The 22,625-nt window shown below is 67.2% G+C and carries 22 protein-coding genes; 7 read left to right on the top strand and 15 right to left on the bottom strand.

Going from position 1 to position 22,625, the window contains the following annotated elements:
• The first annotated feature begins 57 nt into the window (after positions 1-57).
• The 5 genes from K5K93_RS07170 (at position 58) to K5K93_RS07150 (ending at position 4,998) form a co-directional block, all read left to right on the top strand.
• The gene (locus tag K5K93_RS07170) at positions 58-525 is read left to right on the top strand and encodes a DUF2975 domain-containing protein (protein WP_025873920.1); all 468 of its coding nucleotides are present in this window, start codon (positions 58-60) and stop codon (positions 523-525) included.
• Positions 526-538: 13 nt separating this feature from the next.
• Positions 539-763, top strand: a complete 225-nt coding sequence (locus K5K93_RS07165; protein WP_025873919.1) for a helix-turn-helix transcriptional regulator — start codon at positions 539-541, stop codon at positions 761-763.
• 62 nt (positions 764-825) lie between these two features.
• Positions 826-2,364: a TerC family protein gene (locus K5K93_RS07160; protein ID WP_222390363.1), complete on the top strand. Its 1,539-nt coding sequence runs from the start codon at positions 826-828 to the stop codon at positions 2,362-2,364.
• Between the two features lie 82 nt (positions 2,365-2,446).
• Complete coding sequence (locus tag K5K93_RS07155) at positions 2,447-3,583, top strand: metallophosphoesterase (RefSeq protein WP_222391008.1); 1,137 nt, start codon at positions 2,447-2,449, stop codon at positions 3,581-3,583.
• A 140-nt stretch (positions 3,584-3,723) separates the two neighbouring features.
• On the top strand, positions 3,724-4,998 hold the full coding sequence (locus K5K93_RS07150) for an MFS transporter (RefSeq protein ID WP_093817608.1): 1,275 nt from the start codon (positions 3,724-3,726) through the stop codon (positions 4,996-4,998).
• 4 nt (positions 4,999-5,002) lie between these two features.
• On the opposite strand, the gene K5K93_RS07145 is transcribed toward K5K93_RS07150, so the two are convergent.
• Positions 5,003-5,950, bottom strand: coding sequence for a nucleoside hydrolase (locus K5K93_RS07145; protein WP_222390361.1), 948 nt, complete (start codon positions 5,948-5,950; stop codon positions 5,003-5,005).
• A gap of 154 nt (positions 5,951-6,104) precedes the next feature.
• Between K5K93_RS07145 and K5K93_RS07140 the strand changes: the two genes are divergently transcribed.
• Complete coding sequence (locus tag K5K93_RS07140; protein ID WP_088101548.1) at positions 6,105-6,443, top strand: hypothetical protein; 339 nt, start codon at positions 6,105-6,107, stop codon at positions 6,441-6,443.
• Positions 6,444-6,579: 136 nt separating this feature from the next.
• Here K5K93_RS07140 and K5K93_RS07135 read toward each other — a convergent pair whose 3' ends face one another.
• From K5K93_RS07135 to K5K93_RS07070, 14 genes are all read right to left on the bottom strand, one after another.
• Positions 6,580-7,299 (bottom strand): GntR family transcriptional regulator, encoded by a 720-nt coding sequence (locus tag K5K93_RS07135; protein ID WP_088101547.1) that lies wholly within the window; start codon positions 7,297-7,299, stop codon positions 6,580-6,582.
• Positions 7,300-7,403: 104 nt separating this feature from the next.
• Entirely contained in the window at positions 7,404-8,771 is a 1,368-nt protein-coding gene (locus K5K93_RS07130; RefSeq protein WP_071305649.1) for an SLC13 family permease, read from the bottom strand.
• A 101-nt stretch (positions 8,772-8,872) separates the two neighbouring features.
• On the bottom strand, positions 8,873-9,793 hold the full coding sequence (gene mdcH, locus K5K93_RS07125; RefSeq protein ID WP_222390360.1) for a malonate decarboxylase subunit epsilon: 921 nt from the start codon (positions 9,791-9,793) through the stop codon (positions 8,873-8,875).
• Positions 9,790-10,647 (bottom strand): triphosphoribosyl-dephospho-CoA synthase MdcB, encoded by an 858-nt coding sequence (gene mdcB / locus K5K93_RS07120; protein ID WP_222390358.1) that lies wholly within the window; start codon positions 10,645-10,647, stop codon positions 9,790-9,792. Before mdcB ends, mdcH begins: the two co-directional genes overlap by 4 nt.
• Positions 10,644-11,294: a malonate decarboxylase holo-[acyl-carrier-protein] synthase gene (mdcG, locus tag K5K93_RS07115; RefSeq protein WP_093817612.1), complete on the bottom strand. Its 651-nt coding sequence runs from the start codon at positions 11,292-11,294 to the stop codon at positions 10,644-10,646. The genes mdcB and mdcG overlap by 4 nt, the downstream gene beginning before the upstream one ends.
• Positions 11,287-11,991 carry a biotin-independent malonate decarboxylase subunit gamma gene (gene mdcE, locus K5K93_RS07110; RefSeq protein WP_222391006.1) on the bottom strand — a complete coding sequence of 235 codons (705 nt, stop codon included), beginning with the start codon at positions 11,989-11,991 and terminating at the stop codon, positions 11,287-11,289. Before mdcE ends, mdcG begins: the two co-directional genes overlap by 8 nt.
• A gap of 2 nt (positions 11,992-11,993) precedes the next feature.
• Positions 11,994-12,902: a biotin-independent malonate decarboxylase subunit beta gene (locus tag K5K93_RS07105; RefSeq protein WP_222390356.1), complete on the bottom strand. Its 909-nt coding sequence runs from the start codon at positions 12,900-12,902 to the stop codon at positions 11,994-11,996.
• Positions 12,899-13,219, bottom strand: a complete 321-nt coding sequence (gene mdcC / locus K5K93_RS07100; RefSeq protein ID WP_222390353.1) for a malonate decarboxylase acyl carrier protein — start codon at positions 13,217-13,219, stop codon at positions 12,899-12,901. The genes K5K93_RS07105 and mdcC overlap by 4 nt, the downstream gene beginning before the upstream one ends.
• 10 nt (positions 13,220-13,229) lie before the next feature.
• Positions 13,230-14,873: a malonate decarboxylase subunit alpha gene (gene mdcA, locus K5K93_RS07095; protein WP_093817615.1), complete on the bottom strand. Its 1,644-nt coding sequence runs from the start codon at positions 14,871-14,873 to the stop codon at positions 13,230-13,232.
• 333 nt (positions 14,874-15,206) lie between these two features.
• Positions 15,207-17,399 carry a TonB-dependent siderophore receptor gene (locus tag K5K93_RS07090; protein WP_222390351.1) on the bottom strand — a complete coding sequence of 731 codons (2,193 nt, stop codon included), beginning with the start codon at positions 17,397-17,399 and terminating at the stop codon, positions 15,207-15,209.
• Positions 17,400-17,752: 353 nt separating this feature from the next.
• Positions 17,753-19,444, bottom strand: a complete 1,692-nt coding sequence (mqo, locus tag K5K93_RS07085) for a malate dehydrogenase (quinone) (protein ID WP_222390349.1) — start codon at positions 19,442-19,444, stop codon at positions 17,753-17,755.
• Positions 19,445-19,637: 193 nt separating this feature from the next.
• Positions 19,638-20,084, bottom strand: a complete 447-nt coding sequence (locus K5K93_RS07080) for a GNAT family N-acetyltransferase (protein WP_222390347.1) — start codon at positions 20,082-20,084, stop codon at positions 19,638-19,640.
• Between the two features lie 79 nt (positions 20,085-20,163).
• Positions 20,164-20,748 (bottom strand): hypothetical protein, encoded by a 585-nt coding sequence (locus tag K5K93_RS07075; RefSeq protein ID WP_222390345.1) that lies wholly within the window; start codon positions 20,746-20,748, stop codon positions 20,164-20,166.
• Positions 20,749-20,850: 102 nt separating this feature from the next.
• Positions 20,851-21,756, bottom strand: coding sequence for a LysR family transcriptional regulator ArgP (locus K5K93_RS07070; protein WP_025873890.1), 906 nt, complete (start codon positions 21,754-21,756; stop codon positions 20,851-20,853).
• Positions 21,757-21,897: 141 nt separating this feature from the next.
• Between K5K93_RS07070 and K5K93_RS07065 the strand changes: the two genes are divergently transcribed.
• Complete coding sequence (locus tag K5K93_RS07065; protein ID WP_025873889.1) at positions 21,898-22,533, top strand: LysE family transporter; 636 nt, start codon at positions 21,898-21,900, stop codon at positions 22,531-22,533.
• Positions 22,534-22,625 lie beyond the last annotated feature (92 nt).

Here is a 22,625-nt window from a genome sequence, read left to right as displayed (position 1 = left end):
CTTCCTGCGCGCGGCTTGTTCACCCTGGCCCAGACCGCCGTGCAGGCGGTGCGCGCGATGTGCTGGCTGGGCATCCTGGCCGCGCTGCTGGCGGTGCCGCTGGTGGCCTACGACCGCAGCTGGCTGCTGGACAGCGTGCACGACGCGCAGGCCGCGGCCGTGCACGGTTCGCATCTGTTCCTGCATTTCTGCGTGGGCCTGGCCGCCATCGTTGCGCTGCTGGTGCTGTGCCTGGTGTTCCTGCGCCACCTGGCGCGGCTGCTGCGTTCTGCGGCCAACGAACGCCCCTTTACCCATGCCAATGCCGTACGCCTGCAACGCATGGCCTGGCTGATGCTGGCGATGGAGGTGCTGTCCATCGTGATCGGTCTGTATGCCAGCTGGATGGGGCCGGACTTTGCGTGGATGGAAGTTGGCGGTGGCATGTCGATCACCGGCCTGGTGGCCGTACTGATGCTGTTCGTGCTGGCGCGGGTGTTCACCGTTGGCGCAGCGATGCGCGACGATCTGGACGGTGTGATTTGATGGGCATGATCTGATGGCGATCGTCATCACCCTCGACCGCATGCTGCAGCAACGCGGCATGACCTTGTCCGAGCTGGCCGGGCGCATCGACATCACCCTGGCCAACCTGTCGATCCTGAAGACCGGCAAGGCACGCGCAATCCGCTTTTCCACCCTCGATGCGATCTGCCGCGAACTGCAATGCAGCCCTGGCGACCTGCTCGGGCATGACCCTGCGCAGGCGCAGGATGCGGATTGAGCCTGGCCGCGCCGCACGCCTGCACCGCACCACTTTTCCCTTACTGACGAAACGGACCTGAAATGGAATGGTTGGCTGACCCCTCGATATGGATGGGCCTTGCAACCCTGGTCGTGCTGGAGATCGTTCTCGGCATCGATAACCTGGTGTTCATCGCGATCCTGGCCGACAAGCTGCCGCCGCACCAGCGCGACCGCGCGCGGGTGATCGGCCTGGCGCTGGCGCTGCTGATGCGGCTGGTGCTGCTGGCTGCGTTGGCCTGGATCATGAAACTGACCGAACCACTGGTCACCTTGTTCCAGCACAGCTTCTCCGGCCGCGATCTGATCCTGCTCGGCGGCGGCCTGTTCCTGCTGTTCAAGGGCACCATGGAGCTGCACGAGCGGCTTGAAGGCCGCGAGCATCACGAGGACGGCAAGAAGGTCTATGCCAGCTTTGCGATGGTGGTGGCGCAGATCGTGGTGCTCGATGCGGTGTTCTCGCTGGATTCGGTGATCACCGCGGTCGGCATGGTCGACAACCTCGGCGTGATGTATGCGGCGGTGACCATCGCGATGGCGCTGATGCTGCTGGCCAGCAAGCCGCTGACCCGCTTCGTCAACAAGCACCCGACCGTGGTGGTGCTGTGCCTGGGCTTCCTGCTGATGATCGGTTTCAGCCTGGTGGCCGAGGGCCTGGGCTACAGGATTCCGAAGGGGTACCTGTACGCGGCCATCGCGTTCTCGATCCTGGTGGAAGCGTTCAACCAGTGGATACGTTTCAACCGCGAGCGCAACGAGCAGCGCCAGCCGTTCCGCCAGCGTACTGCCGATGCCGTGCTGCGGCTGCTGGGTGCGCGCCAGGCCAATGGCCACGATGAAGATGAAGCCGATGAGCGCGGCAGCACCGAAGAACGCCTGCAGCCCGCCGAGCACGAGATGATCCGCAGTGTGCTGGGCCTGGCCGACCGTCCGGTATCGAGCGTGATGACGGTGCGTGCCGACGTGCAGTGGATCGACATGGCGCGTGGTCACGACGATGTGGTCGCACGCCTGGTGGCGTCGCCGCATACACGGATGCTGGTGGGCGAGGGCGATCTGGACAGCCTGCGAGGCGTGGTGCAGAGCCGTGACCTGCTGGCCGACCTGCTGCAGGGCAAGCCACTGCAACTGGAAGGCAACCTGCGCGAGCCGCAGTACGTGCTGTCCAGCGCCAGTGCGTTGCAGGCCCTGGAGCTGATCCGCCAGCACCCGGTGCCGTTGGCAGTGGCGGTGGACGAGTACGGCAGCGTGGAAGGCCTGGTAACGGCCAACGACCTGCTGGCGGCGATCGCCGGTGATCTGGCCGATACCCAGGACGAGCGCTATGGCGTGGTTGCACAGGGCGAGGACTGCTGGGACGCCGACGGCGCGCTGACCCTGGACGACCTGCAGCGGCTGGCCGGCGTGTCGCTGCCGCGCAGCGCGGACTACATGACCATTTCCGGGCTGGTGCTGGAGCAACTGGGGCGCCTGCCCGACATCGGCGACACGCTGGAGGTGGCCGGTATCCGCATCACCGTGCTGGCGATGGAGAAGCGGCGCATCACCCGGTTGCGGGTGGAACGCCTGCCGGAAGCGTGACGATGTCGGGGCTGGGCCCATGCCCGGCTCTATCCATTGCCATCTTCTGCCGTCACCATGGCGGGCCTGTTCGCCGTTCTGGATTGTCGTAGTGCTGAGTACGATTGGTTTTCTGATGGGCCTGTATGTGGCCTGGCGCCTTTTCTGGCCGCTGCGCCTGCCTGTCTGGTCGAAGCTGGTGCTGTCGGTGCTGCTGGTGGGCATTGCCGTGCAGCTGCGCATCGTCGCCAGCTTCTGGGGCACGATGGCCTCACCGGAAATTCCGAAGTTGGCCATTGCCACGCTGGCCACCGGTTCCACCGCCGTGCTGCTGCTGGCCCTGGCGTTGCTGGTGCTGGACGCCAGCCTGTTGGCCGCGCGCCTGCTGCGCGCACCGCGTGCCCTTTCCGTACTGCGCAGCAAGGCGCTGCGCCCGTCTGCCGCGGTGCTGGCGCTGCTGCTCAGTGCCTTCGGTGTCAGCCAGGGCATGGCCGTGCCCAAGCCACGGCAGATCGAGGTGGCCATCAGCGGCCTGCCGCAGGCCTTCGATGGCTACCGTGTGCTGCAGCTCACCGACATCCACGCCAGCCGCCTGCTGACCGGCGACTGGGTGCGCCAGGTCGTGGCTGCAAGCAATGCACTGCAGCCGGATCTGGTGGTGATCACCGGCGACCTGATCGACGGCAGCGTGCAGGCGCGCCGCAACGATTACACGCCACTGGCGGACCTGCGTGCGCCGGACGGGGTGATCGCCATTACCGGCAACCACGAGTACTACGCGCAGTACAGCGAATGGATGCAGGCGTTCCGCGCGCTGCACATGCAGGTGCTGGAAAACAGCCACACCCAGGTGCGCCGTGGCGGTGCGGCACTGACCATCGCCGGCGTCACCGACCCGGTCGCCGCACGCTATGGCCTGCCGCTGCCCGACCTGGAGGCCGCCCTGGCCGGTGCCGAGCCCAGCGCACCGGTGATCCTGCTCGACCATCGGCCACGCAATGCACGCGAGGCCGCTGCACGCGGGGTGAAGCTGCAGCTGTCCGGGCACACCCATGGCGGACAGATCATCGGCATGGACCAGCTGGTGAAGCGCGCCAACGGCGGCTTCGTCTCCGGTCGCTACGCGGTGGATGGCATGACGCTGTACGTGAGCAACGGTGCCGGCCTGTGGGCCGGGTTCCCGGCGCGCATCGGCGTGCCGCCGGAGATCACGTTGATCACCCTGCGCCGGGCGCCGTGATGCGGTGGGGTCGGATCCCTTTGCAGACAGCAAAGGGCTCTGCCCCCGATTACCAGAGGGCAAGCCATCCACGCATGGCGTGGATCTACCGCATCGTCACCGCCTTCATGACACGCTGCGGCCATGAAGGAAAGCACGCAATGACCGCAGGACGGCAGCGCTCGATGTGGGTGGCCGGCCTGTCCACGGTGGTGGAGTGGTACGACTTCACCCTGTACCTGTACTTCGCCACGGTGCTGTCGCGCGTGTTCTTCGGCGGTGGCCAAGAGGCGATGCTGGTCACCCTGGCCGGCTTTGCGGTGTCCTACCTCATGCGTCCGCTCGGTGCGCTGTGCTTCGGCCACCTGGGTGACCGGCTCGGCCGGCGCTGGATGCTGCTGGCCTCGATGGCGTTGATGGCCGCGGCCATGCTGGCCACCGCGTTGCTGCCGACCGCGGCCACCGCCGGTGCGACTGCTGGCGTGCTGTTGCTGATCCTGCGCTGCGTGATGGCCTTTTCCGTGGGCGGCGAATACACCGGCGTGGTCGCCTATCTTCTGGAAAGCGCGCCGGCGCGACGACGTGGCCTGGTCACCTCACTGGCCTCGGCGGCCAGCGAAGTCGGCGCGCTGCTGGCAGTGGCCATCTCCGCGCTCACTGTGGCCCTGCTGCCTGCGCCGCAGCTGGACAGCTGGGGCTGGCGGATCCCGTTCTTGTTCGGCGCGGCGCTGGCACTGGTGATCCTGATCGCGCGTTCGGGCATGCACGAATCGCCGGAGTTCGAACGGCAGCGGCGCGAAGGCAGCATTCCGGCTACGCCGCTGCGGCACGTGCTGCGCAACCATCCCGGTGCCGTGGCGCGCACGTTCGCGATTTCCGCACTGGGTTCGATCACCTACTACGTGGGCATCACCTATGTGCCAGCATTCCTGCACGCACAGGGGCACGACGAAGGTGATGCGCTGTGGCTGTCGACGATTGCGGCGGTGGCGGTGATCGCGATCACCCCGCTGTGCGGGGCGCTGTCCGATCGCTTCGGGCGGCGTCCGCTGCTGCTGGGGCTGACGGTGCTGGCGGCGCTGCTGCCGCTGTCGATGTTTGGCTGGATGGCCGCTGCTGCGCCGTTGGGCATCGTGCTGGCAGCGGTGAGCCTGGCCTGTGTGGCTGGCGGTATCAGTGCGGTGGCGGCACCGGCCACGGCCGAGCAGTTCCCCGGCGAGGGCCGGGTCAGTGGTCTGGCGCTGGGGGTGACCATGGCCACCGCAGTGTTTGGCGGGGCGACGCCGTGGTTGGCGCAATGGTGGGTGGAACGCAGCGGTTGGGCGGCGGCGCCGGGGGCGATGATCGCGCTGGTGGCGGTGCTGGTGCTGCCGGTGCTGTGGACGCTGCCGGAGACCGTGCCGAAGACCCGCCCCGTGTCCCGGGGCGGGCAGTGAGCGCTTAGACCTTCAGGGTCTGCTCGATGTCGGCCAGCACCGCGGCCGCATCCACGCCGATGGCGATGGACTGCAGGACATGGCCGTCCCACACGCTGGGGCCGAAACCCATGCCTTCCGGCTTGGGAATGGTCATGCCACGGGCGACGCCGTCGGTGGCCACACGCACGCTGGCGCGCTCGAACTGGAACAGCTCCGGGCGGGTCAGGGCGATGCAGGCGCAGCAGTCGTGCACGACCATGCCCTTGTGGCCGGCCTGCAGATAGAAGTCGACGTAGTCCTGCGACAGGGCGCGCACCAGTTCGGCATCGGCGCCGCCGATCGCGGCCAGCTTGTCCAGGCCGTCGCGGTTCATCTCGACGCGGGTGGTCACGTCCAGGCCGATTGCGGTGACCGGCCAGTGGGCGGTGAACACGATGTCGGCCGCTTCCGCGTCGCCCCAGATGTTGGCCTCGGCCGCCGGGGTGATGTTGCCGTTGACGTGGAACGCACCGCCCATCAGTACCACGCCACGCACCAGGCCGGCGATGTCCGGGGCCTGCTGCAGGGCCAGCGCCAGGTTGGTCATGCGGCCGACCGCCACCAGGGTCACTTCGCCCGGATGGGCGCGCACCAGGTCGATGATCAGCTGGTGGGCAGGACGGCCGTCGGCGGTTGCATCCAGCGTTTCCGGCACCGGGTGGTTGCCCAGGCCGTTGTGGCCATGGATGTGCACCGGCCAGGCTTCCGGGGTGGCTTCGGGCTGCAGCGGGCCTTCGGCGCCGCGCGCGACCGGCGCGGACAGGCCCCAGGCCTGCTTCAGGTACAGCGCGTTGTGGGTGGTCGACTCCACCGAGGCATTGCCGAAGGTGGTGGTGACGCCGATCAGGTCGATCTGCGGGTGCTTGTGCAGGTACAGCAGCGCCAGCGCGTCGTCGACGCCCGGGTCGGTATCGAAAATGACTTTCAGCATGTTGTTGTTCTTCTTCTTCCGTCTGGTGCAGGGGGGCCGGCGGCCCTGAGGGCAGGCCGGCGCGCCCCACATTGTCCCATCTTCATGACAGGCAGGGCGAACCGGCGGCGGTGGTATCGTCTGCGGGCCCGAACCCGTCGCAAGGAGCTGCGCCATGCTGGCTGTGACCCTCGTCCTGATTGCCCTGGTGCTGGGGCTGAACCTGGTGGCCAGCTTCGTGGTGCTGGGCCGCGACGACCTTCCCGCCAGCAGCCGCGCCGGACAGCTGCTGGTGGTGTGGCTGCTGCCACTGGTCGGCGCGATCGTGTGCATGGCGATGGCCACCGCCGATGGTTCGCCCGCGCGCGCCGATGGCAGCGGCGGTGGACCGGCCGATTTCTCCGGGGGCTATTCCGGGGACAGCAACAGCCACCACAGCTACAGCAGTTCCGACTGCAGCAGTGGCGACAGCGGTGGGGGCGGAGACGGCGGCAGCTGCGGCGGCGGCGATTGAGGAGAGATTCCAGGTTGCCGGCCAGCGGCCGGCACTACCCGGACGTGACCTATCGAGGTTGCCGGCCAGCGGTCGGCACTACCGTGACCGGGCCTCGCCGGGGTAGTGCCGGCCGCTGGCCGGCAATCCCATGAGCTCAGCTTCCGCCTTCGGTCGGCAACGGCGCAGGCACGTTCAACAATCCGCCATTGGCCACATACGCAGCCAAGGCCTGGCCCTGGCTGAGCAGGTGGCGTTCCATCGTGCGTTCGGCGGCGGCAGCATCGCGCTGGCGGAAGCAGTCCATCAGTTCGCGGTGTTCGGCCAGCGACTGCGCGGTGCGGCCCGGCGCCAGCAGCTGGCGGCCGCGATGCATTTTCAGGATGCGGTGCAGGTCGTGGGTGATGCGGATCAGCCACGGGTTGCCGGCGTAATGCTGCACCGTCTCGTGGATGAGGTAGTTGTTGCGGTAGTACTCGGCGATGTTGCCCTCGGCGGCGGCCGCTTCCATCGCCGCGTGCAGGTCTTCCAGCTGCTGCACGCCGGCGTCGTCGATGTGCTTGACCGCTTCATGCGCACATCGGCCTTCCAGCATCGCCATCACCGGGAACAGCTGGTTGAGGTCTTCCAGGGTAAGCCGGGTTACCCGTGCGCCGCGGCCGGCATCGATCTGCACCAGGCCTTCGGCGGCGAGCAGCTTCAATGCTTCGCGCAGGGGCGTACGGCTGATGGCCAGTTCCTCGCACAGCGCCGGTTCGTCGATCCACTCGCCCGGCGGCAGGCGGTAGTCGTAGATCCGCTCGCGCACGTGTTCGGCCACCTCCTCATACAGAGGGGCGCGCTTCTTCGGAGGACGCGGAGCGGGAGCGATGGCCATGCGGAAAGTGTAACGCCAGGTAGTGCCGGCCGCTGGCCGGCAACCCGTGATCGTTCGACGGATGCACGAGGTTGCCGGCCAGCGACCGGTACTACCGCAGGCATTTACATCCAGCCCGGCACCACGAACACCAGCCACGCCAGCAGCGGGCCGAATGCCACCACCAGGCCGCTGTAGACCAGGAAGCGGCGGAACAGCGTTTCGCGTTCTTCCTTCGCGGCCGAGGCCACCACCAGTGCGCCGTTGGTCGAGAACGGACTGACATCGACGATGGTGGAGGACACCGCCAGCGCGCAGATCACGCCTGCGGCACTGAGATGGCCCTGCATCAGGAATGGCACGGCCAGCGGAATGGTGGCGCCCAGCACCGCCGCCGACGAGGCGAATGCGGAGACGATGCCGCCCACGTAGCAGACCAGCAGCGCGCCCAGCAGCGGGATGCCGATGCTGGAGACGCCGTGGCCGATGAAGTCCACGGCACCGGCATGTTCCAGCACGCCGATGTAGGTGACCACGCCGCAGATCAGCAGCACGGTGGACCAGCTGATGCCGTCCACCGCACCCTTCTGGCTCTGCGGCGACAGCAGGGCCAGCACCACCGCAACGGTGATCGAGACCAGGCCGACGTTGAGGTTGTAGATCAGCGCGGCCACACCCAGGCCGAGCAGGCCGATCAGGGTGAACAGCCGCTCGCGCGTCAGGCCCACCGCATCCAGGGCCACCGGATCGTTGGACAGGGTGCCACCACCGGCTGCGACCAGGGCACCGTGGCCTTCGATGGCGAACTGCCGCGATGAAGCCTGCGGGCCACCGGCCATCGCCAGCTCCGCGGTGCCCACCGTGCCCGCCGCAGTGATCGAACCACGACGCAGCAGCGCGATGCCGCCGAAGGCGAAGAAGCAGATCGTGGCCATCATGAAGTTGAAGCCGAGGCTGGTCAGGAACACCGCCATTTCGGTGACTTCCAGCCCGGCCTTCTGCACCACGCCGTTGGTGATGCTGCCGTACACGCTGATCGGCGAGAAGCCACCCGCCTGCGCGCCATGGATCACCAGCAGGCCCATCATCAGCGGATTGATGTTGTACTGCTTGGCAAAGCGCAGCGCGACCGGGCCGATGATCGCAACCGCGGCCGGGCCCAGCGCACCGAAGGCGGTCAGCACGGCGGTGATCACGAACATCACCCACGGGATGGCCACGATATGGCCGCGTACCGCTTTCACCGCCCAGTGCACCAGCAGGTCGATGGTGCCGTTCTTCTGCGCGATGGCGAACAGATAGGTGATGCCGACCAGGGTCAGGAACAGGTCACCCGGGAAGCCGGCGAGCACCTCCTTGCCCCCCATGTCGACCCAGAGCCCGCCGACGATGAAGGCCAGTGCGAAGGCGACGGCGCCCATGTTGATCGGCATCGCGGTGGCGACGATGAACATGATCACCAGACCGATGATCGTTGCAATTTGTGGAGTCATGCGCCCTCCCAGACACCTGATTCGCGTGTTGCACGGATGGAAGCCCGCCATCCCGGGGTATGGCCTGTTACGTACTGCGCGTTACGTACTGCTCAAACCCGTTACTGCAGCCGCTGCAGCGCGCTGCGGACCCACGCCGCCGCGCCGTCCAGGCTCTGGAATTCCTCGATCGCGCGTACCTCGCAGCACGGATAGGCCGGCGCGATCATGCGTGCCAGTGCGTTGCCAGGGCCCAGTTGCAGGAACACGCGCGCGCCGCGCTCGAAGGCCTGGCGCATCACCTGTGCCCATTCGATGGTCTGTGCCAGCTGCGCGGACAGCGTGTGCACCACCGCTGCGGTGTCGCGCACCGGCCGTGCGTCGATGCCGGCCAGCAGCGGCAGGCACGGCGCGTGCAACATGGTGGCCTGCAGTGCGGCAGCAAACGGTGCGGCCGCCGCCGACAGCAGTGGCGTATGCGCCGGCACATGTACCGGCAGCACGCGCACCTCGGCACCCTGTGCGTGCGCGGCAGCGGCCAGCGCACGCAGTGCCGGCAGCGTGCCGCCGACGATGAAATGATCTGTGCCGTTGGCGATCGCCACGTGCGTGCCGTGGATTTCGCACAATGTCTGCACCGTCTGTCGATCCAGCCCCAGCATCGCCTGCATTCCGGCATCGACCGGACTGGCGGCGTCCATGAATCGTGCACGCTGCGCCGACAGGGACAGGCAGGTGGTCACGTTGAAACTGTCGGCGATGGCATGTGCCGCCAGTTCGCCAATGCTGTACCCGGCCACCACGATCGGGTCTGGCACGGCGCCGCGCAGGGCATGCCAGTGCGCGATGCTGGCGGCGCACAGCAGCGGCTGCGCCTGTGCGTTGTCGAAGCGGTCGTCGTCGGCCGCGGCCGCGAACACATCGCGCCCCAGCGCGTCGCTCGCCGCATCCAGTACCGCGCGTGCAGCGGCCATGCCGCGCACATGGTCGAACATCGCCGGATGCTGCGCACCCTGGCCGGGGCAGAGCAGGGCCAGGCTCATGCGCCCTCCTGCTGAAGCAGGAACCAGGCGCAGGCCAGCAGATCGGCACTGCCACCCGGGCTGAGCCGACGCCTCACGAACGCATCGCCGAGGGACTGCAGGCGCATGCGCCAGTCCGGCGCGAAGGCGCCACCCGCGGAAAGGAATGTGGCCGCTTGTTGTTGCGCCCAGCGCAGGCCCTCGGTACCGCCGCGATGCAGCAGGTTCAGATCGTCCACCTGTGCCACCAGCTGCATCAGCGTCTGGCACAACGCGGCGTCGCGCGGCAGGCCGCTGTCCAGCGCATGGCGCAGGGCAGGCAGGGCCAGCTCGCGCAGCACCGGGTAGCCGGCGGCAGCCTGTTCGCGTACGCCGCAGACCCCATGACGCGCACGTGCGCGCTGTCCCGGGCTGTGCGGGTCCAGCGGCGCAGCGATGAGTGCGTCATTCCACTGCTGAACCGCCAGGCACACATGCGCGCCCGACACGGCATGGCCATGCACGCGCCTGCGCTCAGCGGCGGCGGCCACCAGCAGGCCAAGGCTGAAGATCGCACCGCGATGGGTGTTGATGCCGGCGGTGGCGACCAGCATGGCCGCTTCAGCGGCAATACCGTGATCGCGCAGCACCGTGAAGGGGGCGCCGGCGGCACCGGCCCTGGCCACCGCCGTGAAGTAGTGGCGCAGGGCGAAAAGACTGCGCAGGAGGGTGCCGGCATCCATGTCGTCATGGCTGCCGCTGTCGAACGGGGTGACCAGGCCCGGCTTCGGGGCGCACGCCAGCTCGGCGTGCAGGCTGGCAATGGCCAGCCGTCCCAGGCGTGCGCTGTCGACCACCGCGTCGCGTGCCGGCAACGGCTTCGGGGCGGCGATCATGCGATCGCCTCGCGCGTGGCGAACAGTGCATCACGCGCTTCCAATGCGGCTCCATCAAGGCGTTTCACCAGTACCTGGCGACTGCGGCCGGCAAGTTCGCGCCAGTTCACTGCGCCACCATCGGGCAGGCACAGCTCGCCATCAAGGCGATGCGGATGGCGGGTCTGCCATGCCAGCAACTGCGCGATCAGCGCCTCGGCCTGCGCGGCATCGGTCACCTGCCACAGCAGGTCGATGTCCGAACGCTCATGTACATAGGGCAGGGCGGTCAGCCATTGCCAGGCGAAGGCGCCGAACACACGGGCCGGGGCCAGTGCCTGCAGGTCGTGGAGTGATTCCTGCCACGGCTGTGGAACACCTGCGTCGCCTGCTGCCAGCAGCTCGCTCAACGCCGGCGGAGCGCGCATGTGCGCGACGTCGCACAGCGGTACGCGCAACGACAGGCGCTGCTTGCCTTCGGCCGGTGGCAACGGAACGCCCAATCGCAGGCGCGTATCGGCATCATCCGCGGCACGACGCGCCGCCACTGCAGGGAAACCCTGCGCGAACCAGGCGGCAAGACGCGGCTCGTGCGCGGGCAGGTCGGCCCGCCAATCGGCATCGGCCGACAGCCAGACCAGCGTGTGCCGGGCCGGCCGCTCAGGCATTGCCTTGGCTCACAGCAGTGGCTACCTGCGCAGCCAGCGTGCGGCCACCCCGTTCGGCGCCCAGTGCGGCGCGATGGTCACCGTCGACGGCTGCACGCAGTGCTTCAAGCAGGTGATGCGCCAGATCGCCATCCCACAGCGATTGCACTGCGCCCATCGCCACGTAGTTCTCCACGCCCGGTGCGAACACCGGCGAGGCCAGGCTGAGCGCCTGCAGTTTTTCCAACGGTTGCTTGGTCACCCGTGCCATCGCGCGCAGATCCATCACCCGCACCTGCGCATCGGGCAGGGCATGGATGAGGTCGGCCATCAGCCCGAACGACAGGAAGCCGCCACTGACCGATTCGCCGTAGACCAGCGTGACCAGGCGCGCGCCACGGCGGCGGGCCAGGTCCAGGGTCTGTGCGAGGTGGGCGAAGTAGCCGTTGATGCCCAGCAGCTCATCGCGGCGCGCCAGCCGCTGGCCGGCGGTATCGACCAGCATCACGATGGGACGTTGCGGATGTGCAGCGGTGCTCGCAAGCACGGTGTCGGCCAGCACCAGCGCGTGGTCCACACCGACTTCGATCCTGTCGGTGGTGCCGATCACCGTCACCTCGCCGTCGTCGGTAGTCGCCGTTCCGGTCAGTACCGAGTCGTTCACCGCGATCGTATGGCCACGCGGGAAAAGCGCATCCAGCAGCGTATTCAATGGCAGGCTCATGGCAGGCTCCGGTACGCGGTGGCGGCAAGGAAGGCATCGGTTTCCAGCAGCGCCAGACGTTCTGGATCCGCAATGCCCTGGCGCGTCCAGATCTGCAGGCCATCGTTGCAGTCGCCCCACGCCTGCACGCGCGCCTTCAACGCGGCGTGGCGTGCCTGCAGCGCGGCCAGTGCCGCGTCGGGGTCGGCACTGGCGGTGTCAGGCTGCAGCGCATCAAAGGCGGCCTCGGCGAATGAGCTGATCGCATCGGGCACCAGCACCTGCGCCTGGTCGATCAGGTAGCGGTGCTTGCCACCGGTCACCCGCCACACCAATGCGCGGTCGCGCGAATCGAATTCCTCCACGCCGCGCACGGTCTCGATCACTTCGGGGCCGGACAGCGACAGCCGTCCTTCCTCGGACATGATCACCGTGCTGCAGCAGCGGGCGACGATGCCCATGCCACCGAAGGCGCCGTTGCCGCTGCCGATCAGCGCCACCACCGGTACCCCGGCGGCACGCGCGCCGAGCGTGGCGCGCATGATTTCGGAAATCGCGATCAATCCCGCATTGGCTTCATGCAGGCGCACACCGCCGGTATCGAGCAGCAGCAGCACGCCATCGGGATGGGTGTCCGCCGCGCGGCGCAGCAGGCCGGTCAACTTGGCGCCATGCACCTCGCCCACGCCGCCGCCCATGAATTCACCCTGCTGCGCGGCCACCAGCACGCGCTTGCCACGCAGGCGTCCCTCGCCGACGACGATGCCATCGTCGAACGCGGCAGGCTGGTCCAGCTGCGCCAGATGCGGGCTGATGGCGCGCCGGGCTGGGCCGAGAAATTCGCGGAACGATCCTGCATCAATCAGTCCCGCGATGCGCGCGCGGGCATCGGCTTCGTAGTAGCTGGTGCGCTGTGCGAGCGTCATGGCTGGCCTCCGGCAAGCAGGGTCTCGACGGCCTGGTCCAGGCGCAGGCTGACCACCGCCGGTGTGGCGCCGGCATCGTTGATCGACACGCGTACATCGCGCAGGGGATGACGCTGTGCGAAGTCGGTGATCACTGCCTGCCATACCGTGCCGAAGCCACGTGCAGCGGTGATGATGCGCACGGTCATCGCACCGTCCAGCTCGGCCGGCTCCAGCAGGATTTCCAGGTTGCCCGAGGCCAGTACGCCCACCAGCACCGCATCGGTGGGGAAGCACACGGGCGTCGTGCCATTGAATCGATAGTCGAGGGTTTCCATGGCGTGGCCCTTACCAGTTGCGGAAGCGCTTGGGCGGGTCATATAGACCGCCGGACCAGCGCACCAGGTCTTTCACCGAACGCGCGGCAAGAAGATCGCGGCTGGCATCGCGCACGTTGATGCCGAGATCGTCCGGGCGGCGAATCACTCCGCGGTCGCGCAGGTTTTCCACCATGGCGCGGTCCCGTCCCCTGCCCACGGCGGTATAGCCGGCCACGCCGCGGATCGCCTGCTCGCGTTCCTCCGGGCTGCGGCACAGCAGCAGGTTGGCGATGCCTTCCTCGGTCAGCACATGGCTGACGTCGTCGCCGTAGATCATCACCGGCGGCAGCGGCATGCTCGCGCGCTCGGCCAGGTCCCAGGCATCGAGGCGGTCGACGAAGGCCGGCGCCATGTGCTCGCGGAAGGTTTCCACCATCTGCACTACCAGTTTGCGCCCGCGTGGCATCTCGCCGGGCCGCGCGGCCTGCTGGCCCGCCTTGATCCAGGCGTCGCTGGCGTGGCGGCGGCCGCGTGCATCCGACCCCATGTTGGGTGCACCGCCAAAGCCGGCGATGCGGTCGCGCGTTGCGGTGGAGCTGTTGCCCTGCAGGTCGATCTGCAGGGTGGAGCCGATGAACATGTCGCAGGCATACAGCCCTGCGGTCTGCGAGAACGCGCGGTTGGAGCGCATCGAACCATCGGCGCCGGTGAAGAACACATCACCGCGCGCGGCGATGTACTTCTCCATGCCGAGTTCCGAGCCAAACGAGTGCACCGATCTGACAAAACCCGATTCGATGGCTGGAATCAGCGCCGGGTGCGGGTTGAGCGCCCAGTGCTGGCAGATCTTTCCCTTCAGCCCCAGCGACTCGGCGTAGGTCGGCAGCAGCAGTTCGATTGCTGCGGTATCGAAACCGATGCCATGGTTGAGCCGGTTCACCCCGTACTCGGCGTAGATGCCCTTGATCGCCATCATCGCCATCAGCACCTGGATCTCGGAGATCTGCGCCGGATCGCGGGTGAACAGCGGTTCGATATGGTTCGGGCGCGGCGCCTGCACCACGAAGTTGACCCAGTCGGCAGGAATATCGACGCGGGGGAGGGTGTCGACGATCTCGTTGACCTGGGCGATGACGATGCCGCCACCGAATGCGGTGGCCTCCACGATCACCGGCGTGTCTTCGGTGTTGGGGCCGGTGTAGAGATTGCCGTGGCGGTCGGCAGCCTGCGCCGCGACCAGTGCCACACGCGGAGTGAGGTCGATGAAGTAGCGGCCGAACAGTTCCAGGTAGGTGTGGATGGCACCGATCTGGATGCGCCCTTCGGCCACCAGGCTGGCCAGCCGCACCGACTGCGGCCCGGAGAAGGAGAAGTCCAGCCTGGAGGCGATGCCGCGTTCGAACACATCCAGGTGCGAGGGCAGCGACAGCACCGACTGCACCATGTGCAGGTCATGCACCCGTGCCGGGTCGAGGTCGGCCAGCGTCTGGGCGAGGAAGTCGGCCTGCTTCTGGTTGTTGCCTTCCAGGCAGACCTTGTCGCCCGGCTCCAGCAGCGCGTGCAGCAGCTCGGCGACATCGCCGGCCGCCACCTCGTGGCCCCTGGCCCATGGCGCGGCGCGTTCCAGCCGCGCCTGGCGGCCCCGCTCCAGCGTGTCCCAACTCGGGTTCATCGACGGACTTCCGAATGGCGTTGGAATAATTACGCCATAATTACGGAAGGGTGTGCAACCCGCAGTGCAGCAAAGAAAAGGCCCGCGCGAAGGCGGGCCCATTCAGGTGGGGCACGACCGTGGGTCGTGGCGGAGCGTCAGAAGCGTGCCGACCAACGGTCGGCACCCACCCAAACAGTGGGCACCCCCCCAATGGTCGGCACCCACCCAAACAGTGGGCACCCCCCCAACGGTCGGCACCCACCCAAACAGTGGGCCCCCCCCCAACGGTCGGCACCCACCCCAACAGTGGGCACCCCCCCCAATGGTCGGCACCCACCGTTCCCGGGGTGCTCAGAACTTCCAGCGCAGGCTGGCCGCCACGAAGCGCGGTTCGCCGTAGTTGTTGTAGTCCAGGTTGGCCCAGTAGGTCTTGTCCAGCGCGTTGCGCACGCTCAGCGTCGCCGTCCAGTTGTCGCTGATGCGGTAGTTGGCGTTGAACTGCACCAGCGCATACGCCGGCTGGTTCACCGTCACCGTGCCGCCCAGCGGGTAGGGGATGTTGTAGCCCTGCACCTTGCTCTGCCACTGCACGCCACCGCCGATGCTCAGGCGTTCCAGCGCGCCGCGCAGCTGCAGCTGGGTGTTGAGCTGCAGCAGGTTTTCGGCCGGATTGGCGTACAGCAGGTCGGTGGCCGCGCGGGTCACCTTGACGTGGGTATAGCCGGCATTGACCGTCCAGCCCGGCAGGATCTCGCCGTTGACGTCCACTTCCCAGCCGCGCGCCTTGGTGCCGTTGACGCCGATGTAGGCCGAGCTGCCGTCGCTGAGTGAGCCTTCCGGCACGCTCATGTCGCGCACTGCGTAGTTGTCCTGCTTGGCTTCGAACACCGCCGCGTTGGCCGTCAGGCGACCGTCGAACCACTGCGTCTTCAGGCCCGCTTCCAGGTTGGAGCCCTGCACCGGCGCCAGCAGGTTTTCGTTGCGGTCCTTGTAGTTCTGCGGGTTGAAGATCTCGGTGTAGCTGGCATAGGCCGCTACGTTCGGGGTGATGTCGTACACCAGGCCCACGTACGGGGTGACTTCATCGCTCACCTTGTATGCGCCGCTGGTGGCGGTGTAAGCGCCGGCCGCGTTGTAGGCGCGGGTCTGGGTCTGCCAGCGGCTCAGGCGTGCGCCGGCGATCAGCGCCAGCGGATCGGCCAGGCGCAGGCGGGTGGCCAGGTAGAAACCGCTCTGCGTGGTCTTGGCCACGCGGCGTGCGCCGGTGAGGGTGTAGGTCACTTCGGAGATGTCGCCATCCCAGGTGTGCACGTTGGGAATGTAGTAGCAGCGCTCGCTGCCGCAACGAGCCCAGTCACGCGGGTAGTTCAGCGCCAGGGTGTTGGTGGTGCCTTCCAGGTCGGCCCACTGCGCGCCCACGGTCACGTCGTGCTGCTGGCCCCACAGGTTGAAGGTGCCGGTCAGGTAGGCGTCGACGTTGCGGCGGGTGTCTTCCGAATCGCCGGCGGCGGTGCGCAGGTAGATGCCCGCGCCGGTCACCGGGTCGGGATTGCCAGTGCCGTACAGGCGCATGTTCTGCACGTTGCCACGGGTATGGGCGGTGTTGATCTTCAGCAGCCAGTTGTCACCGAAGCGCTGCTCCAGGTTGGCGAACACCGTGCTGGTCTCGCGCTGCCAGTAGCTCCACTTCGGTGCCAGGTTGGTCGAGCGCGGCAGATGTGCGAAGTTGCCCTGGCTGTCGAAGAACGGCACGGTGCCCCAGGTCGAGCCCACCGGGTTGTTGTCCTGGGTCTGGTAGCCGACGGTCACCGTGGTGCTGTCGGTCACATCGCCTTCCAGCACGGCCATGCCGGCCATCTTGTTCTCTTTGTAGCGGTCGTAATAGAAATCACGATCGGTGTAGGCGGCGACCACGCGGCTGCGGAAGCGGCCGTCGGCGGTCAGTGGTGCGGTCACGTCCGCTTCCATGCGGCGGTAGTCCCAGCTGCCGGCGCTGACCGAGAACGAAGCGTCGAACTCCTTGCCCGGGCGCTTGCGCAGCAGGTTCACCGTGGCCGACGGCACACCCGCGCCGCTGAGCAGGCCGTTGGCGCCGCGGATCACTTCCACCCGGTCATAGAAGGCGGTGTCGTATTCCTGGTTGGTCGAGCCGCTGTAGGTGGGAATGCCATCCACCTGGAAATCGGTGATGGCAAAACCACGCGCGTAGTACAGCGGACGCTGGGTGTCATAGAAGGACACGCTGACGCCGGTGACATTGCGCATCACGTCGTTGAGGCTGAACAACGATTCGTCCTGCAGGCGCTGCAGGCCGATCACCGTGGACGACTGCGGCGTTTCCTGCAGGGTGATCGGCAGGCGGGTAGTGCTCGATGGCGGCGCGGACTGCTCGGCGCGCACGCTCACCCGGTCCAGGGTCTTGGCGTCGGAGACATCGGCAGCGACCTCGGCCAATGCCGACGGCACAACCAGGGTGAGGCAGGACAACAGTGCAGCGGGCAGCAGCGCACGGCGGGGCAGGCGGTTGGAGAAACTCTGGGTCATGGCGGGCTCGAAGCGTGGAGGCGGGGAAGGGGCGGCAACAGTCGTCCAGCACCCGGCGGCGGCTTCGGGCACATCAGGTCCATCCGTGAGGGCGCGGTCACTGCGCAGGATGCAAATGTAAATAATTCTTAACAACATTACAATTCTCGTCATCGCGCAGGGGCTTTCAGGCGGGCAGCAAGCGTCAGGACGTGTCGGATCCCATTGCCGCAGGCGCTGGGCTCTGACCCTGCGAGCGGCCTCCCGGAACGGGTCAGAGCGCTCCCGTGCGGAAGAAATTCGATCCGTCGCCGCGCGCAAACGCAGACGGCCACCCGAAGGTGGCCGTCCGCAGGCATCCGCCAAGTGCAGGCTTACAGCGCCTGCAGCTCTTCGTTGGCGTTGCGCTTTTCCTTGGCCGGGGCCGGCGCGGCCGTCGGTGCCAGTGCTGGCGTCGTACCTGCTTCCACCGGAACCTCCAGGTAGGGCAGGTGCAGGGTCTGGCTGGTCAACGTGCGGATCTCGTTGGTCAGCGCGGCACTTTCGTTGAGCTTGCGGCCGTACGACGGCACGATCTCGCGCAGGCGGGCTTCCCAACCGGCCTTCATCTGTTCCGGGAAGGCCTTGGCCATCAGGTCCAGCATGATCGGCGGCGAGGTCGAAGCGCCCGGCGAGGCACCCAGCAGCGCAGCGAGGGTGTGGTCCTTGTCGGTCACGATCTCGGTACCGAACTGCAGCACCGCGCCCTTCAGCGGATCACGCTTGATGATCTGCACGCGCTGGCCGGCAGTGATCAGCTTCCAGTCGCCCGGCTTGGCATTGGGAAAGTACTTGACCAGTTCGGCCTGGCGATCGGCATCGTTCAGGCGTGCCTGGCCCATCAGGTACTGCACCAGGTCCAGGTTGTCCTTGCCCACTTCCAGCATCGGGCCGACGTTGTTGTGGTTGACCGAGGAATACAGGTCCCACCACGAGCCGTGCTTGAGGAACTTGGTGCTGTACAGCGCGAACGGCCCGAACAGGACCACCGGCTTGCCATCCAGCTTGCGCGCATCCAGGTGCGGCACCGACATCGGCGGCGAACCGGTCTCGGCCATGCCATAGGCCTTCACGCCATGGCGCGAGGTGACGTCCTGGCCCTGGAAGGCCAGGAACTGGCCGCCCACCGGGAAGCCGGCGTAGTCCTTCGATTCCGGGATGCCCGACATCTGCAGCAGCTTCAGCGCGGCGCCACCGGCACCGATGAACACGAAGCGGGCGTGGGTGGTCGATTCGGTGCCGGCCTTGAGGTCCTTCACCGTCACGTTCCAGCTCTTGTCCGCGTTCTGCCGCAGCGCGCTGACCTCGTGGTTGAGGTGCAGACCGAAGTTCGGGCTGTGCTGCAGGCCGGCGGTCAGCTGGCGGGTGATGACGCCGAAGTTGACGTCGGTGCCCAGCGGCATCCACGTTGCGGCAACCTTCTGCTTCGGGTCGCGGCCTTCCATCAGCAGCGGTGCCCACTGCTTGATCTGCGCCGGGTCCTCGGAGTACTGCATGCCGTAGAACAGCGGGTTCTTCACCAGCGCCTGCTGGCGCTTGTGCAGGTAGGCGATGTTGTCATCGCCCCAGACGAAGCTCATGTGCGGGGTCGGGTTGATGAAGTCGCTGGGCTGGCTCAGCCGCCCTTCCTTCACCTGGTGCGACCAGAACTGGCGCGAGACTTCGAACGATTCGGCGATGCCGACCGCGCGCTTGGTCTCGATGCTGCCATCGGGCAGTTCCGGGGTGTAGTTCAGTTCGGCGAATGCCGAGTGGCCGGTGCCGGCGTTGTTCCAGCCGTCCGAGCTTTCACCGGCGACGCCGTCGAGACGCTCGTAGACCTGGATGTTCCAGTCCGGCTGCAGTTCCTGCAGGTAGGTGGCCAGGGTGATGCTCATGATGCCGGCGCCGACCAGCACGACATCGACGGGCTTGTCGTTGTTCGCGGCGGGCACCGAGCGCTGGGTCAGCGGCCAGTACAGGAACAGCGCGGCCACCAGCAACAGCAGCACGAGCAGGGCGAGCAGGGCCTTGCCAAATTTCTTCATGGGGGCGGGATCGTTGGCGGGGAAGGGGGTCAGGATGCGCAAGAAACAGGGAAAGAGCGTGAAGAAACAACGCCTTGCAGCATTCCTGTGGCAATTTTAACCGCTTCCGGTCCGATTTTGATGCAACGCAGCATCCGACGGCTCGCGGCACCCTCACCCGGTAGCGCCGGGCCATGCCCGGCGATGCCCTCGATCACGCCAGCTCAAGGATCTCGTCACCGGCCTCATCGATCTTGCCGGTCGCCTTCCAGCCCAGGTGACGGTAGAAGCCATGGGAACGCGAGCGTGGGTCGGCCGAGCAGGCCAGGAACAGGCGGCTGTGGCCGGCCTCGCGGCTCAGGCTGACCACGTCCTGCAGCAGTTGCCGGCCGATGCCACGGTTCTCGAATTCCGGCAGCAGGGCCAGCACCAGCACCTCGCCGCTTTCGCGGTCGGCAAAGCAGTAACCGGCCATCCGTTGGCCCTCCCAGGCGACGCGGCCAATCGAATCGCCATCGGCGATACCTGCGGCCCAGCTTTCTTCGGTGATGCCCAGCTCGGCCAGTTTCGCGGCACTGAAGGCGTTCTCGCGGGTGCGCCCGCGCAGGTCGATGCAGGCGGCGGCGTCATCGGGACGGGCATTGCGGTAGTGGATCGTCATCTGGGAAACCTGCGGTCGAATGGAACCGGGCGATTGTGGCCGACGCCCATGGAGATTGGATGGAGACCGGCGGCGCTCCTCACTCACTGCCGATGGTGAAGTATTCCGCCGCGAAGTAGAGCAGCTGGTAGGCCAGCGTTGCTGCGGCCAGCACCAACTGCGAACGCGCGCGGTGCAGGCGCCAGCCGAGCGCAGCGACGACGAGCATCAGGGCGGTATGCAGTGGGTAGGCCGTACCCAGCAGCCGCCATCGACTTTCACCCTTGATCGCGGTATCCACAAGATCCAGAAGCGTCAGTATCGCGATCACCCCGAAGATCCAGCGTCGACGCTGCATCAGGTAGTTGCCGTAACTTCCGTACTCGCGCAGGTCTTCGGGAAACAGCAGCGCGCACAGCAGGAACCAGGTGGCGCAGTAGGTGATCACGAACAGATAGGTTTCAAACGTCCAGCGGTGTACTTCAACCAGGCGGAACTCCCACCACCAGAAGGTCACCAGCGATACCAGCGTCCACACCACCCAGCACAGGTGCAGCGCCGAACAGCCACGCCGCTGCGGGTGTTCGATGATCTGCGCCAGCCCCTTCAACAGGGTGGTGATGGACAGGCCGAGGATGATCCCCATCACCACGCGGATATGCAGGAATACCGGTTCGGTTTCCATCGGTCGGCCCCATCGTCGGTTGCACCGATGCTTGCATGAAAAGGGGACGGAGGGGATCAAGCCGTTTATGCCACAAGCGACTTGATCCCCTCCATCCCCTCTTCAGCGCCTGCGCTGCACCAGTGCCGAGGCGGCGTCCAGCACCGCCCGGGTCAGCAGGGCCATCGTCTGCACGTCGCCCTTCCAGTGCTGCCAGTACAGCGGCACGTCTTCCCACGCGCGCTGCCGCACGTAGACCAGGCGCCCGGCGTCCAGATGGCGCTTGACCAGCGGCAGCGGGTTCATCGTCCAGCCCAGCCCGCCCAGATTGGCCTGCACGAAGGCGCGGGTGGAGGGAATCCACCACGTCGGCGCGGTGCTGGGCAGGTCGGCGCCGGCCATGCGCCGGGCAAAGCGCGACTGCATGTCGTCCTTGCGGTTGAACACCAGCACCGGTGCCTGCGCCAGCGCCTGTGCGGTCACGCCCTTGGCGAAGTGCTGCTCGCGGAACTCCGGCGTACAGGTGGCGGCGTAGCGGATGCTGCCCAGCGCGTGGATCTGGCAGCCCTGCACCGGCTCGTCCAGGGTGGTCACCGCCCCCAGCACAGTGCCCTGGCGCAGCAGTTCGACGGTGTGGTCCTGGTCCTCCACCCGCAGGTCCAGGGTAGTGCCGGTGCCCTGCGCGAACTGCTGGGCGGCCTGTGGGAACCAGGTCTCCAGGCTGTCGTGGTTCACCGCTACGGGGATGCTGGCCTGCGGCAGGTCCTCGTCGGCCAGGCCCATGCGGTGCAGGGCGTCGTGCTCCAGCAGGGCGGTCTGCTCGGCCAGCTGCACCAGCAACTGGCCCTCGGCAGTCGCGGTCGCAGGCGTGCCGCGCTTGACCAGCAGGCGGCCGATGCGGTCTTCCAGGGCCTTGACCCGCTGCGAGATGGCCGAGGGGGTGACGTTGAGCGACTGCGCGGCACGGTCGAAGCTGCCTTCGCGGATGACCGCAGCCAAGGCCCGCAGCTGGGCATGGTCGATTCGCATGGCGATTAAGCTCCGCTAATGTTGATTTAGTAAGTTTAGCTCGTCTTTTCTATGTTGCGGCGCGACAATGGCGCCCGTTCCGGTGCTGTCCGCCTTCGCGAGGCACCGCTCCCCCCCAAGCAAGACAAGGTAGTGAATCCCATGTTCTCGGTCATCTCCGCCAGCACCGGCCTTGGTGCCTGGTTCAGTGGTGCGGCTACCGGCATCGGCCTGTTTGCCGTGGTCGGCGCCCAGAGCGCCTTCATCCTGCGCCAGGGCATCCTGCGCAAGCACATCGTGCCGGTGGTCGCCACCTGCGCGGCCATCGATGCAATCTTCATCTTCGCCAGCGTGGCCGGCCTGCGCACGCTCACCACCGCGCTGCCGTGGCTGACCACCGCCGTCCTCTGGACCGGTGTGGCTTTCCTGGCGTGGTATGCGATGAAGTCGGCACGCCGTGCGATCGCCGGTGGCGGTGGCATGGGCGAAGCCGACAGCGATGACGGCAGTCGTCGCGCAGTGCTGATGGCGGCAGTCGGCTTCTCGCTGATCAATCCGCACTTCTGGCTGGACATGATGGTGATCGGCTCCATCGCCGAGAACTTCGGCAATGCACGCATGGCCTTCGCGGCCGGCGTGGTCACCGCCAGCTGCCTGTGGCTGACCGCGCAGGGCCTGGGCGCGCGCCTGCTGGCGCCGCTGTTCACCAAGCCCAGCACCTGGCGCGTGCTGGACGGCACCATCGCGGTGATCCTCAGCATCCTGGCCCTCACTCTGGCGGTGCGCGGGGTCCATTGACCCAGCGCACGCCCCCCGAACCCACGTCCTTACTCTCTCTCCAAGGTAGTGGCAACGACGGCACCGGCAACGGTGCCGTCGTTTTTTCTGCC

The organism is Stenotrophomonas sp. DR822 (genome assembly GCF_019793815.1).
Classification (GTDB): Bacteria; Pseudomonadota; Gammaproteobacteria; order Xanthomonadales; family Xanthomonadaceae; genus Stenotrophomonas; species Stenotrophomonas indicatrix.
The sequence above is the reverse complement of the archived record's forward strand: the minus strand, read 5'-3'. Positions and strand labels throughout refer to the sequence as shown.